Origin of the sequence: Amycolatopsis sp. NBC_00345, assembly GCF_036116635.1 — a bacterium.
GTDB lineage: Bacteria > Actinomycetota > Actinomycetes > Mycobacteriales > Pseudonocardiaceae > Amycolatopsis.
The window spans coordinates 3,890,135-3,907,490 of the sequence record NZ_CP107995.1; the positions used below are offsets into that span (position 1 = coordinate 3,890,135).

17 protein-coding genes and 1 pseudogene are annotated in these 17,356 nt (G+C 70.4%); 7 read left to right on the forward strand and 11 right to left on the reverse strand.

All coding sequences use genetic code 11. The features are described 5' to 3' along the window. Positions 1–95 precede the first annotated feature (95 nt). The gene (locus OG943_RS17095; protein ID WP_328610765.1) at positions 96–1,046 is read left to right on the forward strand and encodes an alpha/beta fold hydrolase; all 951 of its coding nucleotides are present in this window, start codon (positions 96–98) and stop codon (positions 1,044–1,046) included. 365 nt (positions 1,047–1,411) lie between these two features. Further along, complete coding sequence (locus tag OG943_RS17100; protein ID WP_442874792.1) at positions 1,412–2,611, forward strand: helix-turn-helix domain-containing protein; 1,200 nt, start codon at positions 1,412–1,414, stop codon at positions 2,609–2,611. An 81-nt stretch (positions 2,612–2,692) separates the two neighbouring features. Here OG943_RS17100 and OG943_RS17105 read toward each other — a convergent pair whose 3' ends face one another. The 11 genes from OG943_RS17105 to OG943_RS17155 all read right to left on the reverse strand — a co-directional run bounded on the left by OG943_RS17105 (position 2,693) and on the right by OG943_RS17155 (position 12,754). Further along, complete coding sequence (locus OG943_RS17105) at positions 2,693–3,391, reverse strand: hypothetical protein (protein ID WP_328610767.1); 699 nt, start codon at positions 3,389–3,391, stop codon at positions 2,693–2,695. After that, complete coding sequence (locus OG943_RS17110) at positions 3,388–3,924, reverse strand: hypothetical protein (protein ID WP_328610768.1); 537 nt, start codon at positions 3,922–3,924, stop codon at positions 3,388–3,390. The genes OG943_RS17105 and OG943_RS17110 overlap by 4 nt, the downstream gene beginning before the upstream one ends. After that, positions 3,921–5,027: an MlaD family protein gene (locus OG943_RS17115; RefSeq protein ID WP_328610769.1), complete on the reverse strand. Its 1,107-nt coding sequence runs from the start codon at positions 5,025–5,027 to the stop codon at positions 3,921–3,923. The genes OG943_RS17110 and OG943_RS17115 overlap by 4 nt, the downstream gene beginning before the upstream one ends. Continuing rightward, positions 5,027–6,031, reverse strand: a complete 1,005-nt coding sequence (locus tag OG943_RS17120; RefSeq protein ID WP_328610770.1) for an MCE family protein — start codon at positions 6,029–6,031, stop codon at positions 5,027–5,029. Before OG943_RS17120 ends, OG943_RS17115 begins: the two co-directional genes overlap by 1 nt. Then, positions 6,028–7,062 (reverse strand): MCE family protein, encoded by a 1,035-nt coding sequence (locus OG943_RS17125; protein WP_328610771.1) that lies wholly within the window; start codon positions 7,060–7,062, stop codon positions 6,028–6,030. Before OG943_RS17125 ends, OG943_RS17120 begins: the two co-directional genes overlap by 4 nt. Then, a complete protein-coding gene (locus tag OG943_RS17130) occupies positions 7,062–8,030 on the reverse strand; it encodes an MCE family protein (protein ID WP_328612084.1) in 969 nt (322 codons plus the stop codon). The genes OG943_RS17125 and OG943_RS17130 overlap by 1 nt, the downstream gene beginning before the upstream one ends. 86 nt (positions 8,031–8,116) lie before the next feature. Beyond that, positions 8,117–9,133, reverse strand: a complete 1,017-nt coding sequence (locus tag OG943_RS17135) for an MlaD family protein (protein ID WP_328610772.1) — start codon at positions 9,131–9,133, stop codon at positions 8,117–8,119. Beyond that, entirely contained in the window at positions 9,130–10,356 is a 1,227-nt protein-coding gene (locus OG943_RS17140; RefSeq protein ID WP_328610773.1) for an MCE family protein, read from the reverse strand. Before OG943_RS17140 ends, OG943_RS17135 begins: the two co-directional genes overlap by 4 nt. Continuing rightward, on the reverse strand, positions 10,353–11,180 hold the full coding sequence (locus tag OG943_RS17145; protein WP_328610774.1) for an MlaE family ABC transporter permease: 828 nt from the start codon (positions 11,178–11,180) through the stop codon (positions 10,353–10,355). The genes OG943_RS17140 and OG943_RS17145 overlap by 4 nt, the downstream gene beginning before the upstream one ends. Next, positions 11,181–11,975 (reverse strand): MlaE family ABC transporter permease, encoded by a 795-nt coding sequence (locus OG943_RS17150; RefSeq protein WP_328610775.1) that lies wholly within the window; start codon positions 11,973–11,975, stop codon positions 11,181–11,183. It lies immediately after the preceding gene. Next, on the reverse strand, positions 11,972–12,754 hold the full coding sequence (locus OG943_RS17155; protein ID WP_328610776.1) for a hypothetical protein: 783 nt from the start codon (positions 12,752–12,754) through the stop codon (positions 11,972–11,974). The genes OG943_RS17150 and OG943_RS17155 overlap by 4 nt, the downstream gene beginning before the upstream one ends. 244 nt (positions 12,755–12,998) lie before the next feature. Here OG943_RS17155 and OG943_RS17160 point away from each other — a divergent pair, with 244 nt between their 5' ends. From OG943_RS17160 to OG943_RS48370, 5 genes and pseudogenes are all read left to right on the forward strand, one after another. Beyond that, the gene (locus OG943_RS17160; RefSeq protein ID WP_328610777.1) at positions 12,999–13,931 is read left to right on the forward strand and encodes an ATP-binding cassette domain-containing protein; all 933 of its coding nucleotides are present in this window, start codon (positions 12,999–13,001) and stop codon (positions 13,929–13,931) included. Then, positions 13,928–14,095, forward strand: a complete 168-nt coding sequence (locus OG943_RS17165) for a hypothetical protein (protein ID WP_328610778.1) — start codon at positions 13,928–13,930, stop codon at positions 14,093–14,095. The genes OG943_RS17160 and OG943_RS17165 overlap by 4 nt, the downstream gene beginning before the upstream one ends. Before the next feature lie 177 nt (positions 14,096–14,272). Beyond that, positions 14,273–15,103, forward strand: a complete 831-nt coding sequence (locus OG943_RS17170; RefSeq protein ID WP_328610779.1) for an ABC transporter permease — start codon at positions 14,273–14,275, stop codon at positions 15,101–15,103. 829 nt (positions 15,104–15,932) lie between these two features. Next, on the forward strand, positions 15,933–17,168 hold the full coding sequence (locus OG943_RS17175) for a DUF222 domain-containing protein (RefSeq protein WP_328610780.1): 1,236 nt from the start codon (positions 15,933–15,935) through the stop codon (positions 17,166–17,168). A 68-nt stretch (positions 17,169–17,236) separates the two neighbouring features. Then, positions 17,237–17,337: pseudogene (locus tag OG943_RS48370) on the forward strand (IS5/IS1182 family transposase); the annotation flags it as partial. Positions 17,338–17,356 lie beyond the last annotated feature (19 nt).

Sequence of the window (17,356 nt, forward strand, 5' to 3'; positions counted from 1 at the left end):
CACTGTCACCGGCGCGCACGTTTCCGGATTTTTCCTTGGCGAGCAAGGAAACGGGGGCATCGCGGCTTACCGTGGTCGGGTGAGAAAGGCTGCCGATGCCCCGTGACGCTTTCCCCCTGATCCTGCACGGACGCCGGATCCAGGTCCGCGAGTACCGTCCCGCCGAATGCCGGCCCGACGAGGCGATCGTGCTGCTGCACGGGATCGCCGGCTGCGCGCAGACCTGGACACCGGTCCTGCGGCGGCTCGAAGAACGCGGGTTCCCGCACCGAGTACTGGCCATCGACCTGCCCGGGCACGGCGGCTCGGATTCACCGCGCGCCGACTACGGCCTCGGCACGATGGCGTCGGCCGTGCGAGACGTGCTCGCCCTGTCCGGCGTGCGGCACGCGACCTTGGTCGGCCACTCGCTCGGCGGCGGGATCGCGCTGCAGTTCGCCTACCAGTTCCCGCACCTGTGCGACCGGCTGATGCTGGTGAGCAGCGCCGGCCTCGGCCGTGAGGTCAGCTTCGTCCTGCGCGCGGCGACGCTGCCCGGGGCGCGGCTCACCCTGGCCCTCACCGTGAACCGCGGCACGCTCGCGGCCGCCCGGGCCGCCGCCCGGCTGGCCCGCGGCCTCGGCGGGAGCCTGTCTCCGGAGAGCCGCGAACTGGTCCGGCACCTGAGCTCGCTCGCCGACCCCGGCCGGCGCCGCGCGTTCCTCTCGATCGCCCGCGGTCTGCTCGATCTGCGCGGGCAACGCGGCAGTGCGCTGGAGAAGCTGTACCTCGCCGAGGGCGTGCCGACCCGGATCCTCTGGGGGGCGCGGGATCCGCTGATCCCCGTCGCGCACGGGCGCCAAGCCGCCGATCTCTTTCCGGAAATCGAGCTGACCATTTTGGAAAACGCGAAGCATTTTCCACATGTGATCGATCCAGACCGGTTCTGCACCGTGCTGACGGAGCTCGTCGACCACACCTCACCCGCGCGACTCGACGTATACGACGTCGCCGAGCGCCTGGTGGCCGCCGGCGAGCGGAAAGACCCGGGAGGAAAGTTGTCATAACCGCGCCATGCCGTTACGGCAGAAGTATCACTCATGATCACCGAGCGCCACCCGATCGGGTGTAGTCCAGATGGAGGACGCCCACAGCGGACCCGATGCTGTTGACAGTGCCGTTCGCTCGAATTTATGTTTCCCAGGCCCCGAAATCCGCATCGGTTTCCTCGGTGAAGAGGCCGACTTCGTTGTCATTGAGGACATCAGCCATGACCTACGTGGACAGTGGTCTCACGGCCGCCAGGACCCGGCCGGGACCCGGGCACGACGGCGGGATCCCCCCGGTTCCGTCCGCGCCCCGGCCGTCGATGGCGGTCGGCGTCACCGCCCCGAACCCACGCCGGCCCACGTCGTTCTCCGACGGCGCGGCCCTGCCCGGGAACGACGCGGCCCGGTTGTGGGCCGCACTCCCCCGCGAGCTGGCGATCCGGTTCAAGCCCCGGGTCAACCCGCTCGCCAGGGCGATCCTGCGGGAGGTCCAGCGGGCGGTGCCCGAGTACCGCAGGCCGCTCGAGGGCGGCTTCGGCCGGGTGATCACACAGGGTGTCCGGCAGTCGATCCTGCAGTGCCTCGAAAGTGTCGGCACGCCCGCCACCGCAGCCGGGCCCGCCGAGGCGTGGGCCGCAGTGTTCCGCAACCTCGGGAAGATCGAGTTCCAGGAGGGGCGCAGCCTCGACTGCCTGCAGACCGCCTACCGGGTGGGCGGGCAGGTGGCCTGGCAGCACATCTCCGACTTCGCCAGGGCGACCGGGCTGTCCGCGGACGCGCTGTGCATCGGCGCGGAGGCGACTTTCGCCTACGTCAACGAAATCTCCGCGCTGTCGATCGAGGGCTACACCGCCGCCCGTGACCGCGCCTCGGGCACCCGGGTCCGGCGGCGGCACCGGCTGCTGGAGCTGCTGCTGTCCGACCCGCCGCCGGCCCCGGGGGCGGTCGCGGCGCAGGCCGTCGCCGCCGAGTGGGCGCTCCCCGCCGAAGTCGCGGTGGTCGCGCTGGAGGCCCGGCCCGGCCGGGCCCAGGACGTCCCGCCCGACCTGCACCCGGACGTGCTCACCGTGCTCGACGGCGACGAGCCCTGCCTGGTCACCGGCGCCCCGCAACGGGACCTGCGAGACCTCGGCGCGCTCTTCCCCGGCCGCCGGGCCGTCGTGGGCCCCACCGTCCCGACCGCCGACGCGGCCCGCTCGCTGCAGTGGGCCCAGCGCACCCTGCGCCTGGTCCAGCGCGGCGTCCTGCCCGACGCGCAGCTCACCCTGTGCGCCGATCACCTGTCCACGCTGTGGCTGCTCGCCGACCAGTTCCTCATCCGCGAGCTGTGCGCCAAGAGCCTCGAACCGTTCGCCGGCCTGACGCCGAAACAACGCGCGCGGCTGGGCGAGACCCTGCTGGTCTGGCTCCAGACCCGGGGCGGCAGCGCGCCGGAAATCGGGAAACGGCTCAAGGTGCACCCCCAGACGGTGCGCTACCGCATGCGGCAGATCGTCGAGCTGTTCGGGGACCGCCTCGAGAACCCGGACGACCGGCTCGACCTGGAGATCGCGTTGCGCGCCCAGGCTCTGTTGGATTCCTGAAAGCGGCTGGATTCTTGACTCTGTTGGATTCTTGACTCTGTTGGATTCTTGACTCTGTTGGATTCTTGAGCGGGTGGCGCGTCACACGGCGGACATGCCGGTGACGCGCCACTTTCCCGCTTCCCGCTCGGCGGTGACGCTCAGCTGGGCGGCGCCGGTGTTCTGGCTGCCGTCACCGCGGACCCCGGTCTGGTCGAGGAACACCAGCGCCGCGGCGTGGTCGCCGTCGAGCAGCTTGATCCCCGACGCGACGGCCCGCGACGTCACCACCAGCTTCTGCCCGACGGCGAGCTGGCGCACCTGCCCGAACAGCTTGTCGTACTGACCCCGCGCCGCGCCGCTGAGCACCGCCTCGGCCGCCTGCTGGCTCTGGCCGGAATCGTCGTAGCGGTAAGAGAAAACGGTGCCGAGGGCGGCGCTGATCCCCTTGGCCGCGTCGGCGGTGCCGGCGGCGTCGACCAGCGCGGAGTTCTCCGCCGCCGCGGCGCGGACCCGGTGTGCCTCGGTGAAGCCCCAGCCCGCCGTTCCGGCCAGGACCACGACGAGCGCCGCGGGCAGCACCCGGCCGGCCCAGCGCCGTTTCACCCGGGAACCCTTGTCCGGCAACGGGATTTCGGGTTCGGTTTCGAGCGGCGACTGCGGCTCGTCGGCGAGACTGCGGACGGGGGCGGCGGCACGGATCCGCAGCCGCCCGGCCACTCGGGCAGGCCGCTTCGCCGGCTTTTTCGACTGGGCCTTTTTAGACTGCGGCTTTTTCGACTGCACTGTCATCCTGGTCATGAGTTCTCCTCCACCGGGACCTGGTCGAGCCCGGCCACCAGCCAGCCTCCGGGGCCTCGGGTCAGGTCGGCCTTGAACCGGTTGTGCTTCTCGACGGCCTGGCCGCCTTCGGGCGTGACGACCAGCTCGACCGAGACGATCAGCTCGGCGGTGCCGCCGGCCGCGTCCAGTCCGGTCACCGCGCCGTCGGTGACCGTGCCGGTGGTGACGGTCTTCGCCTGGGCGACGCGGTCGAGGTTGGCCTGCCGGCCCTGGGCCAGCTCGTCGTGCAACGGGCCACCGCTCACGTCGAGCCAGTGCTGGTACCCGGCCGCGGCCTGCCGGTAGTCCAGCGAGGTCAGCCCGGCGACCGCCGTCCGCCCCGCCTGCAGGGCCGAGTCCCGGGCACTGGCGCGAGTCATCCCGTCGTCGTGCGCCGCCTGCCACCAGTCGACCCCGCCCCAGGCCGCGGCCACGGCCGCCACGGCCACCGCCGCGTGCGGGAGCCACCTGAGACTCTTGACGGCGGGCATCTTGACTGCTGGGATCCTCACGGTCGTCCTCCCGGTGCGTTCTGCGAGCCGCGGACGTTCGTCGGGTCGCCCTCGGGCAGCGCGCACCTCGCGGAGGTGTTCAGCGGCCGCGTCGAGGTGTCGAGCCCGTTGCGGTAGGTGGTCCCGTATCCCGTGGTGCACGGCGGCGGGTCGAAGAAGTTCAGCGACAGCCCGACGTGCACCCCGTCCGGCCGCGCGACGGAGCCGGCGGCCGCGACCGCCTTCGGCGCGGTGACCAGCAGCTGCCGCACGCCGTCCTGGCGGCTGTCCAGGACCTGGGCGGTGGTGAGCAGGTTCGCCAGCATGATCCCGAGTCCCGGCCCGGATTCGCGGATGAGGTCCGCGACCTGGTCCGCGGCGGCCGGCACGGCGGGGATCAGCTTCCGGAGGTCACCGTCCGACTGTTTCATCGCCGCGGCCAGGAGTTCCGCGTTCGTGCCGAACTCGCGGATCGCGTCCGCCTGCTGCACCTGGGTGTCCAGCACCGTGCCGGCGTCGGTGATCAGCCGGGTCAGCGGCTCGACGTGCGCGCTCGCCGTCTGCACGAACTCGATCCCCCGGCCGACCAGCTCGTCGAGGGCGGGACCGGCGCCGGACGTCGCGTTGTACAGCTCGTCGACCACGGTGCGCAGGGCCGGTTTCGGCACCGAGTCCGCGAATGAGTCCACAGTGGACAGAACCGAGTCCACCGGCAGCGGGATCTCGGTGTCCTTCTGGACGATGACCGAGCCGTCGTGCAGTGCCGGGCCGCCGTCGACCCGGGGCCGGAGGTCGACGTACTGCTCGCCGACCGCCGAGCGGTCCGCGACGACCGCCTCGGTGTCCGCGGGCACCGGCGCCGTGCCGGAGTCGATGCGCAGGTCGGCCTCCATCCCCGCGGCGGTCAGCCGCAGGTCGCCGACCCGGCCCACCGGCACGCCGCGGTAGGTGACCTCCGCGTTGCTGAAGATCCCGCCGCCGGAGCTGAACTGCGCGGTCACGGTGTAACCGCGGTCGAGGAACACCTTGTCCAGGCCCGCGTAGGTGGCGCCGACGTACGCGGTGCCGGTGATCGCCAGCACCCCGAAGGCCACTACCTGGGCCCGGACCAGCCGGGAGAGCATCAGTTCCCCTTCCGGACGAAGGTGTTGAGGTAGTCGCCCCGGATGGTGTCCAGCGCGGCGTCGGGGAACGGGAAGGTGAACAGCATCTCCATCGCCTTGGGCAGCGCGTCGCCGGAGTCGGCGAGCCGGCGCAGCAGCGGCGCCAGCGCCTTCAGGTCGGCCACCAGGTCGTCCTTGCTCTGGTTGACGGTGCCGACGGCCACCGAGGTCAGGCCGTCGAGGGAGTCGAGCATGCCGGTCAGCGCGGCCTTCTGGTCGTCGAGCACCTTGATCCCGGGGGTGAGGCCGGTGAGCGTGGTGGTGATGTCCTCGCGATGGGCGTCCAGCGTGGCGGAGAGCTTCTGCACGCTGTCGAGCGCGCGGGTGATCTCGCCGCGCTGCTGGTCCAGCCCGGTCATCAGGGTGTTCAGGCTGGACAGCAGGCTGCGGGCGGCGGACTCCTTCCCGCCCAGCGCCAGGTTGAGCTGGTGGCTGATGTTCTGCACCTGGGCCACGCCGCCGCCGTTGAGCAGGAGCGACAGCGCGCCGAAGACCTCTTCGATCTGCGGGGTCAGGCTGGACCGGTCCAGCGGGATGACGGCGCCGTCCGCCAGCCGCCCGGTCGGCGTCGCGTCGGCCGGCGGGGCCAGCTCGACGAACTTCTCGCCGAGGATGCTCGCCTGCCGCAGCCGGGCGACCGCGTTGGCGGGAAGGGTGACGTCGTTGTTGATGGTGAGGACGACCACCGCGCTGCGGCCGTCCGGCGCCAGGTCGATCCGGGTCACCTTCCCGACCGCGACGTCGTTCACCTTGACCCCGGACTGCGGGACCAGGTCGAGCACGTCGGTGAAACTCGCGGTCACGTGCATCGGGTTCGCGCCCAGCGCGGCGCCGCCGGGCAGCGGGAGGTCGTAGACGTTGAACCCGCCGCTGCAGCCGGTGGTCGCGAGCACGAGCGAGAGAACGGCGATCCACCGTGTTGCCCGGTTGACTCGGGTTGCCCGTTTTTGGGCCACGAGTTTCATTTCTGCCCCGGGAATTCGAGGAGGTTGCCGCGGCCGTCGAGGGTTCCGGTCGCCGGGTCGTACGCACCGAGCAGGTTCGTCAGCGCGTTCGGCGCGGCGCTCAGCGCTTCGGCCAGCGACTGCTTCTGGTCGGAGAGCACCTTCGTCACGTCGGCCAGCTTGTCCACATCGGACTGGACCTTGCCCCGGTTGTCCTTGATGAACCCCTGCACCATGCCGAGCGCCTGGGTCAGCTCGTCGAGCGCGGCGGGGAACTGGTCCCGCTGGTCGGCGAGCACCTTGCTGATCGACGCCAGCTGCCCGGCCGCCTGCTTCACCTGGTCGTCGTTGGACGCCAGCATGGCGGTGAACTTGCCGATGTCGTCCACCGTGCCGAACAGGTCGTCCTTCGAGTCGCCGGCGGTGCGGGCGAGGTCGCCGAGGTTCTTGATCGCCTGGCCGACGAGCTTCCCGTTGCCGTCGAGGTAGGCGGCCGACGTGGTGAGCAGGTCGCTGACCGCGCCGTCCTTGTTCGCCCCGTTCGGGCCCAGCGCGCCCATCAGCTGTTTCAGGCTGGCCATGAGCTGGTCCACCTCGACCGGGGTCGCGGTCCGCTGCCGCGGGATCTCCGCGCCGGTGAACAGCGGGCCGCCGGTGTAGGGCGGGGTGAGCTGCACGTAGCGGTCGGCGACCAGGCTCGGGGTGATCACCGCGGCCCCGGCGTCGGCGGGCAGCTGCAGGCCGGGCCGGACCTTCATGGTCACCTTCACCTGGGTGCCCTGCGGCTGCACCGCGGTCACCGAGCCGACGGGCACCCCGAGCACCCGGACGTCGGAATTCGGGTAGATGCCGACCGCGGCGGCGAAGTACGCCGTCACGACCCGGTCCGACGGAGCGGTGACGAGCGGCCACACGCCGCACACGATCAGCGCGGCGGCCACGCCGAGGGCGAGCCGTCGGCGCAGGGTCCGGCGACGGGCCCCGGCCCCGAGATCGGCCAGCTCACCCTGCTCCAGATCAACCTGTTCTGAATCAGCGACGTGACGCGACATCAGCGTCCTCCGTTCGGTGGCGGCGCGCAGCTGCCCGGGGTGGTCCCGTCCGGGATGAGCCCGCACAGGTAGGTGTCGATCCAGTGGCCGTTGCCGAGCGCGTTGCCGAGCAGCCGGTAGAACGGCCCGGCCAGGCGCAGGCTGTCCTCGAGCTTCGCCTGGTTCTGCTGCAGCACCCCGGCGACGCGGTCGAGCTGGTCGAGCGCCGGGCCCAGCGTCTTCTGGTTGTCCGCCACCAGCCCGCGCAGCTGCGTCGACAGGCTCCGGATCCCGGTGAACAGCTTCGAGATCGAGTCCTTGCGGGCGTTCAGCTGCGTCAGCAGGGTGTTGCCGTCCCTGATCAGCGAGCCGATCTGGCCGGACCGGTCCGCGAGTGTCTTCGAGATGGCCTGGGTGTTCTGGAACAGCTTCACCAGCTCGTCGTCCCGGGAGGCCAGAGTCTGCGACAGCGCGGCCACGCCGGTGAACGCCGCGCGCACGTCCGCCGGAGCGGAAGCGCCGATGGTCCCCGACAGCGCCCGGAAAGCCTGCGCCAGCTGGTCGGTGTTGATCGAGCCGAGGGTGCTGCCCAGGTCGTTGAACACGGTCGTGACGTCGTAGGGCGAGCTGGTGCGCTCCAGCGGGATCGGCTTGCCCGGGTCCAGCTCGGTGCCGCCGACCGGGTCGAGCACCAGGTTCTTCTGCCCCAGCAGCGTTTTGATCTTGATCGCGGCGGTGGTGCGGTCGCCGACCCAGGTGTCCTGGACGCGGAACCGCACGTCCACGTGGTCCCCGGCCAGGTCGACGCCGGTCACCTCGCCGACCTTGACCCCGGCGACGCGGACCTCGTCCCCGGAGCGGAGCCCGGCCGCCTCGTGGAACTCCGCCTGGTACGTGGTGCCCCCGCCGATCAGCGGCAGGTCGCCGGAGAAGAAGGTGAGCAGGCCGATCACGATCATCACGGCCGCGGTCACCAGGCCGACCTTCATCGGGCTGCGGGAGCGGAACGGCTTGATCCGCGGCGCCCGGGAGACACGGTGGCCCCCGGAGTCCCGCCGGAGTTTCCGCAGCGGGTTCATCGGCACCTCTCAGCGGTCACGGGGATGCCCGGCGGCGGGCCGCCCGGGGCGGGCTTGGCGTCGGTCCGCACCGCGCAGAGGTAGAAGTTGGCCCAGGAGCCGTAGGAGAACAAAGTGCCGATGCGGTCGTACTTCGCCGGCAGGTTGTCGATGAACTTCTGGAACACCGGGGTGTTGTCGGCGAGGTTGCGGGACAGGTCGCCCAGCGCGGTGATGCTGTCGGCCAGCGGTTTGCGGCCCTGCTCCAGCAGCCCGGCCGTCGCGTTGCTCAGGTCGCCGAGGCCGCCGACCGCGCGCCCGATCGGGCCGGCGTCCGCGGCCAGGCCGCTGACCAGCCGCGAAGTCGTGTCGACCAGCGCGTCGAACTGGTCGCCCTGGGCGTTCACCGTGTCCAGCACCGAATTCAGGTTGCCGATCACCTGCCCGATCACCTGGTCCTTGCCGGCCAGGGTCGAGGTGAGCGACGCGGTGTGCTGCAGCAGGCTCTCGACGGTGCCGCCTTCCCCTTGCAGCACCTGGACGAGCTCGAACGACAGCTGGTTCACGTCGTCCGGGGAGAGGGCCTGGAACAAGGGCTTGAAGCCGTTGAACAACGTGGTGAGGTCGAGGGCGGGGGTGGTCCGTTCCAGCGGGATCTGCGCCCCGTCGGGCAACGGCGCCGGAGCCGGGGCTGGCCCAGGATCCACCGCGAGGTAACGCTGGCCGACCAGGTTGCGGTACCGGATGGTGATCGTGGTCGCCGCGGTCGGCCGGTGCGCGCGGTCCACCGAGAAGCCCACCTCCGCGACCCGCTGGTCGACGACCCGGATGGAGTCGACCTGGCCGATCCGGACCCCGGCCATGCGCACCTCGTCACCGGCGTTGACCGACGTCGCGTCGGTGAACCGCGCGGTGTAGCCCACGGCGTCCGGGGCCCCGCTGTTGGCGATGGTGACCGCGAGCAGCCCCGTCGCGAGGGCAGTCACGGCGAAGAAGATCAGTCCCTTGACCGCCGGCGCGAGCACACTCCTCATCGGACGGTCACCTCCGTCCCCCGCAGCGCGGGTCCGATCAGCACACTGCTCCAGCCGGGCACGTCGCCCAGCTGGGGACGGAGCAGTTCGGTCACGAGCGCGCGTTCACCGGCCGAGTTAGCCGGTCCGAGATCGCCGCCGTCATCTCCGGCTGCCCCGCCGGCTGCCACTCCGGCCGTCGCACCGCCGCCGCCTCCGCCGTAACACCGGGGTCCCCCGGTCGCGGTGAAGGACGGGGTGTCCCGCCCGGGCACGTACTTCTCCCGCGGGTCCTGGACGGTGAGCACGACGTGCAGCCCCGGCTCGCCGGTACCGGCCCCGAGTGCCTTCTCCATCAACGGTTTCAGCCGGTTCACCGCGTCGAAGAGGCAGGGGAACTCCGGCGAGTACTGGGAAAGCAGTTCCAGCGAGGACCGGCTCTCCGCGGACACCCCGATCAGGTTGTCCTTGTTCTTCCGGAGGAAGTCGCCCAGGTTCTGCGACGCGCCGGTGGCGCTGGCGAACAGGGAGCGCAGCCCGTCCTGGTCGTCGACGATCGTCTTCGAGGTCGTCGACAGGTCGGCCAGCGCGTGCAGGATGTCCGGCGCGGCCGTGGTGTAGACGTCGGAGGCGGCGGCCAGCCCGCTGAGGTCCTGCTGCAGCCGCGGGAGCAGCGGGTTCACCTGGGCGAGCAGGTTCTGCAGCTTGACGATGCTGTCCCCGAGGGGTTTGCCGCGGTTGTCCAGCGCCTGGGAGATGGCGCCGAGCGAGCTGTTGAGCTTCTGCGGCTGGACCGCGCGCAGCAGCGGCAGCAGGTCGTCGAGGACCCGTTCCACCTCGATCGCGTTGGAGGAGTTGTCCTGCGCGATCACGTCGCCCGCCCGCAGGTTCCCCTGGCCGGTCTGCGGCAGCACGAGGTCGACGTAGCGCTGGCCGAACAGGGTTTTCGGCAGCAGCCGGGCCGAGACGTTCCGGGGCAGCGCGCCGATCTTCGCCGGGTCCAGCGCGAGGTCGATCTCGGCGCCCGCCGGCGTGCTCCGCACTTCGCGGACCTCGCCGAACGGCACTCCGCGCACCTTGACCTCGGCCGTCGGCGAGAGCTGGCTGCCCGCCCGGTCGGTCTCCAGGCGGACCAGGTCGGAGTGGTCGAAGTCCTTGTCGTAGATCGCCACGGTCAGCCAGCCGAGCAGGGCGAGCACGACCAGGAAGGCGGCCCCGGCCAGTTGCGTGCCGAGCCGGTTCACCCGGACACCTTCACCGTGACCGTGGCGCCCCAGATCGCCAGCGACAGGAACAGGTCCAGCACGCTGATCAGCACGATCGAGGTGCGCACGGCGCGGCCGACTGCGATGCCGACGCCGGCCGGGCCGCCGCTGGCGCGGTAGCCGTAGAAGCAGTGGGTGAGGATCACCGCGACGCTGAACACCAGCACCTTCCCGAAGGACCACAACACGTCCTCGGGGGGTAGGAAGAGGGTGAAGTAGTGGTCGTAGGTGCCGCCGGACTGGCCGAAGAACACCACCGTGGTCACCCGCGAGCCGAGGTAGGAGATGAGCAGCCCCACCACGTACAGCGGGATGATCGCGACGAACCCGGCGATGATCCGGGTGGTCACGAGGTACGGCAGGCTCCGCACGGCCATCACCTCGAGCGCGTCGATCTCCTCGGAGATCCGCATCGCGCCCAGCTGCGCGGTGAACCCGCTGCCCACTGTGGACGAAAGGGCGAGTCCCGCGGCCAGCGGGGCGATCTCCCGGGTGTTGAAGTACGCGGTGAGGAAGCCGGTCATCGCGGAGATGTTGATCTGCTTCAGCGCGCTGAAGCCCTGCAGCCCGACGGTCACCCCGGTGAACACGCACAACCCGACCATGACCCCGACCGTGCCGCCGATCACCGCGAGCGCCCCGCTGCCGAAGGTCACCTCGGCCAGCAACCGCACGACCTCCCGGAAGTACCGGGTGAGGGCGACCGGGATCGCGGCGAGCGCGCGAATGTAGAACAGCAGCTGATCGCCGAGCGCGAACAGCCGTTCGCCCGGCTTGCCGAGAACACTGCGCAGGTCGGTCACTCAGGAACCCTTCGCCGGGACCAGCTGCAGGTACAGCGCGGTCAGCATGGTGTTGACGAAGAACAGCAGCAGGAACGTGATGACCACCGACTGGTTGACGACGTCGCCGACGCCCTTCGGCCCGCCCTTGGGGTTCAGCCCGCGGTACGAGGCGACCACGCCGGCGAGGTAGCCGAAGAGCACCGCCTTCACCGTGCTGACGATCAGGTCCGGCAGCTGGGCGAGGGCGTTGAAGCTCGACAGGTACGCGCCGGGGGTGCCGCCCTGCACGACCACCGCGAAGAAGTAACCGCCGACCACGCCGACGACGCTGACCAAACCGTTGAGCAGCACCGAAACACACACCGCCGCCTGCACCCGGGGGACGAGGAGCCGCTGCACCGGCGAGACGCCGAGCACCTCCATCGCGTCGATCTCCTCGCGGATGGTGCGGGCGCCGAGGTCCGCGCAGATCGCGCTGCCGCCGGCGCCGGCGATGATCAGGGTGGTCACGATCGGGCTGGCCTGCTGGACCACCACGAGCACCCCGGCCGCGCCGTTGAACTGCTCGGCGCCGATCTGGCTGGTCAGCGACCCGAGCTGCAGGGAGATGACCGCGCCGAACGGGATCGAGACGAGGATCGCCGGGGTGATGGAGACACTGGCGATGAACCAGAACTGCAGGACGAATTCCCGTACCTGGTAAGGACGGCGGCCCATCGCGACGAGCACGTCGAGGGCGAGCGCGCACATCCGGCCGAACTCGCGCAGCCCGTTCGCCGCCCGGCGCGGGACCTCGGTCAGCAGCGTGGTCATGTCCCGCACCCGTTCGGCGGCGCGCCGTTGCCGACGCAGCGCAGCACGAGGTCGGTCACCAGGGTGTTGCCCGGCCCGGAGACCAGCCCGCTGAACAGCCGGCTGAAGTCCTCGTGCCCGGTGCACCCGGCTAACGCCGGCATGGCGAACGTGGTCGACACCTTCGTCGGCTGCGCCGGGAACGCCAGTGGCAGCAGTCCCTTGATCTCCACCCGGGCCGGCTCGGCCGTGCGGCAGTCCGGGCCGACGTCGAGCGGGCGCCCGTCCACCCGGAGGTCCGACAGCTTCACGAAGACCGAGTTGACCACGTCGGTGTCCGCGCAGATGTCGGTCTGCACCGGGGCGCAGTCTCCCGTCCGTCCGGTGTGGACGGTCACGGTCCCGGTGGCGTCGCCGCTGGGCGTCAGCTCGACTGTGGCGGTGGCGGGCATGAAGCGGAAGGTGACGAAATAGCTCGAAGCCACCGGGACGCTCAGTTTTCCGGTGATCGGCACCGTGCCGTTCAGCCCGAGCAGCGCGCCGTCGAAGCGGCCGGGCGGGAAGCTGATGTCGGAGCCGAGTTTCGCGACCCGGCTGGTGGTCGGCTGCGCGTCGTCCCCGACGATGAAGCCGAACGGGAAGCGGATCCCGTCGGCCGGCGCCGCGGCCTGGGCGGCCGGGGGTGAGGCCGGTGGGCCAGGTGGGCTGCCGCCCGGCGCGGCGGCCGCCGGCCCCAGGACGAACGCGGTCGCGGCCACCGGCAGGAGCAGCGACAGCAGCGCGCGTGACCGCCTGAGCATGGATGGGTGCCTCGTTTCGCTTCGTCGCGGGAGAGCCGGTCCGGTCAAGCTACCCAGCATTTCCCTGCCCGGACAGGGAAATCGCGGCGCACCACGGCTGCGGGCAGTTCTTTGTCACGCGCGCGAACAGCGGCCCCGGCGAAAGTGTCACCCGTGGACGGACCGGCGTGAACGCCCCTTGTCCGGGTCTTTGCCGGTGGTTACGTTTCCGGTCGGGGGTTTTCCGTTCCGGGAAGGAGCGATCGTGAACCTGCCCGCCATCACCGTGTCCGGGCTGACGAAGACCTACGGCCCGGTCACCGCGCTCGACGGGATCACCCTGGAGGTCGCGCGGGGCTCGGTGCTCGCCGTCCTCGGCCACAATGGAGCCGGGAAGACGACGCTGGTCGGGATTCTCAGCACCCGGATCCACCCGGATTCGGGCACGGCGCGGGTCTGCGGGTATGACGTGGTGCACGACGGCGCCGCGGTGCGCCGCCGGATCGGGGTGACCGGGCAGTCCGCCTCCGTGGACGAGGCCCTGTCCGGGCGGGCCAACCTGGTGCTGATCGCCCGGCTGCTCGGCGCGTCCGCGGCGCAGGCCCGGCGGCGCGCGGCCGAGCTGCTGGCGGCGTTCGACCTCGGCCAGCTGGCGGAACGGCCGGCCCGGACCTATTCCGGTGGGCTGCGCCGCCGGCTCGACCTGGCGATGAGCCTGGTCGGCGCCCCGGACGTGGTGTTCCTCGACGAGCCGACGACCGGCCTGGACCCGGTCAGCCGGGCGGCGCTGTGGTCGGCGCTCGAAGACCTCGCAGGGCGCGGCACGACCATCGTGCTCACCACGCAGTACCTGGAAGAAGCGGACCGGCTGGCCGACCAGGTGGTGGTCCTCGGCCTGGGCCAGGTGACGGTGTCCGGCACCCCCGCCCGCCTGAAGGCCCAGCTGGGCGAGCGGATGGCGACCCTCACCTTCGGCACCGACCTGGTGCTGCGGCGCGGGGTCTCGGCGCTGAACCGGCTAGGCGTACACGCCGAGGTCGACGGCCTGGCGCTGAAGCTGCCACTCGCCGGGCGCGCGGACCTCCCGGTGATCGTGCGCGCGCTCGACACAGCCGGCGCGCCGCTACGCGACCTCATCGTCACCGAACCCACACTCGACGACGTTTACCTTTCCCTGCACCGGAAGGCGGCATCGTGACCCGGCCGGACACCGGCGACCTCTCCCGGGGACGACGGTCACCCTTCCCGGCGCGGGAGGGCGACATCGTGACCCGGCCCGACACCGGCGACCGCACCGCCGCCGTCACCGCTCCCCGGAGCGACGACGTCCACTCCTCCCGGCGCGGGAGGGCGGCATGGTGACCCAGCCGGACACCGGCGACCGCACCGCCGCCGCCGCCGTTCCCCGGAGCGGCAACGCCCACCCCTCCCGGCGCGGGAGGGCGGCATGGTGACCCGGCCAGACACCGGCGACCCCACCGCCGCCGCCATTCCCCGGGGCGACGACGCTAGCCCCTCCCAACACGGGAGGGCGGCATCGTGACCCAGCCAGACACCGGCAACCGCACCGCTGTCACCGTTCCCGGGGACTGGCCCGGCAGCAGCTTCGGCACCCAGGTCCGGGTCCTGACCGCACGTTCGCTGCGCGCGGCCTTCGCCGACCGGCGGCTGGTGTTCTTCGGCCTGCTCCAGCCGGTGGTGCTGCTGGTGCTGTTCAGCCAGGTGTTCAGCGGCGTCGGCGCGTTGCCCGGGGTGGCCGCCTACCGCGGCTACGTCAACTTCCTCGTGCCGGCGACGCTGGTCACCATCGCCACGACCACCGCGATGAGCTCCGGCGCGGGACTGCTGGCGGAGATCTACAGTGGATTCACCGGGCGCCTGCGGTGCCTGCCGATCACCCTGTTCGCCGTCCTGGCCGCCCGGACGCTGGCCGACACCGCGCGGCTGGCCGTCCAGCTGGTGGTCACGGTGCTCGCCAGCATGGTGTTCCTCGATTTCCGCCCGGCTGGCGGAGTCAGCGGGACGGCCGCGGCGCTCGCGCTGACCCTGGTGGTGGGCTGGTGCCTGAGCTGGGTGTTCATCGCCATCGCGACCTGGCTGCGCAAGGCCGAAACCCTGCAGGCGGCGTCGTTCGTGGTGATGTTCCCGCTGATGTTCTCCTCCAGCGCCTACATGCCGGTGGACACCATGCCGGCCTGGGTGCGTGTGGTCTCCGCGGCGAATCCCCTCACCTACGCGATCGATGCCACCCGCGCCCTCGCGCTGGGACGCCCGGCCGGCTGGGCGGTCCTGGTCGCACTCCTCATCGCCGCCACGGCCGCGACGGCGGGCGGGCTGATCGCCACCCGCACTTTCCGCGCACCCGCCTGACTCCAGTGGCCCACGGTCGGTGGCCCAGCGCAACCCCGCCCTCAACGGTCCGTGAAGGCCTCCTTCACCGCGTCCCACGCGGGTACAACAAATCTCACCTCAGGCAGTCAACGGACGGGTTGGACAACCGCAGCTCAGAAACCATCAGCGATCGGAGGTTCGCCATCCTGGGTGAGGCACAGACAGACTTCACAGCAATGTGCGTTCGGGCCAGTCTGGCGTTCACGCGCTCAGTTTCCCACACCGTCTTTCGAGGCATTTCCCGACACCGTTCAAGGACAGGTTGTGGATGACATTCACATTCCCGCGCCGAGAATCCTGCACCGCTGCTGATCCGGTGCCCTTTTTGTAGTCATCCATGGCCAGCAACCTAAGCCGGAAGGCAGCTAAAAGCATGTCTCACGTGGCGAGTTTACGGAGTTCATGTAGCAGGTAGAGCCGACTCCGAGGGTGCGGAAGGCGATGAAGTGCTCGACCTTGCGTTCGTAGCGCTGCGTCAAGCGCTGGCATCCGGCGAACTCGGCATGGTTCGTTCGATCGCCCCGTGGCGGTTTCCGAGTCCCTGGCCGGATTTGGCGCCTTTGCGGGCGATGCGGACCTTGATGCCGCGGCCGCGGACCCAGAACCGCAGGCCGGACTGGCGGCACCGCGGGTAACCCGGAACAGCCTCGGCCTCCTTATGTACACAGTGGACACTCCGATCAGGTTTGGCGGTGGTTGCATCTGATGATTGCTTTGATATTACAGGATTTCCTCGCTCCGTTGCGAGGTTTCGGATGCACCCGTTCGAGTGATGTATCGAACTGGTGTTCGAGGTATTGTCGTCTGCATGGGGATACCAGACCAGGTGCCGGAGTGGCGCCTTTCCGAGGAAGAACTGACCGCTGAACTTCTCACCACAGAGCGGGAATTGTGCCGCGTGTATGCGCGGATGCTGTCGTTGGTTGGCGAGGTGGATCAGCGTGGTGTGGCTGCGGGTAAGGGTTTTCGCAGTACTCAGGTGATGTTGGTGCGGTCGTTGCGGGTTTCGCCGAAGGAAGCCAACGCGCGAGTCACCCAAGCGACCGCGGTCCTGCCGGTGATGCGGAACGCCCTAGCCACTGGCGACATCAACCGCGAACATGCCCACGAGATCGCGTACGTCCTCACCCGCGCCCCGGATTCCGTCACCCCAGAGGAGCTGGCAGCCAACGAAATCACTCTGGTCGAGCTGGCCCATGAAGCTCCGCCCACGACTCTGCGCAAGGTAGGCCAGCGAATCCAGGCCTACTGGGACTTCGACAGCGTGGACCCCGACAAGCGGGAACAAGACCTGGCACGACCCCTCCGAGAGTTCCGCTACACCCGGACCCGGGATGGCCGGATGAAGTACACCGGCGAATTCGATCCTGATACTGCGACCCTCGCCGAGCAGCTCTTCACCGTGCTCGCGAAACCAGACCCTGCCGACTCCTTCGGTAACCCGGACCCGCGTACCCGGGCACAGCGCCAGGGCGACGCTGTCGCCGCGGTGTTCGATCTCGCCGCCCGCGCCCCAGACCTGCCCGTGAAAGCCGGTGAACGAGCCGTTGCCACCATCACCATCGAATTGAAGGACTTGGAGCGCCGGGCCGGAACCGTGATGCTCGACGGACATGACCCGATGACCGTCTCCCAGCTGCGTCGTTTGTGCTGTGACGCGAAAGTCCTCCCGGCGGTGCTCAACGGCGCTGGTGAAGTGCTGGACCTGGGCCGCGCCGTCCGGACCGCGACCCCCGCTCAACGACGGGCTTTGGCTGTGCGGGACAAGGGATGCACTGCCCCTTGGTGCACGAGAGGCCCGAAATGGACCACGCCACACCACATCGAGTACTGGACCAACCCTCACGGCGGCCCCGGCGGTCCGACGGACATCGGGAACATGGCGTTGATGTGCGACCGCGACCACCTCCTCGCCCACCACGGTGGCTGGGACATCCGGCTCCGCAACGGAGTGGTCGAGTGGATCCCGCCTGCGTGGCTGGACCCGCAACGAAGACCCCGCCGCAACACCGCCCACAACCCACCCCACACCCGCGCCGCCTGACCAGGCGGGCCACGTAAGCAGAGGGACTGTGACGCGAATGGTATTTCCGGCAGCGGTTGTCAGCAGGCACCGGATACCGGCGCCTGACTCTGCGCTACGAACGCAAAGCCGAGCACTTCCTCGCCTTCCTCATCGTCGGAGCCCCCTCACCTGCTACAAGAACTCCGCAAACACACCACGTGAGACAA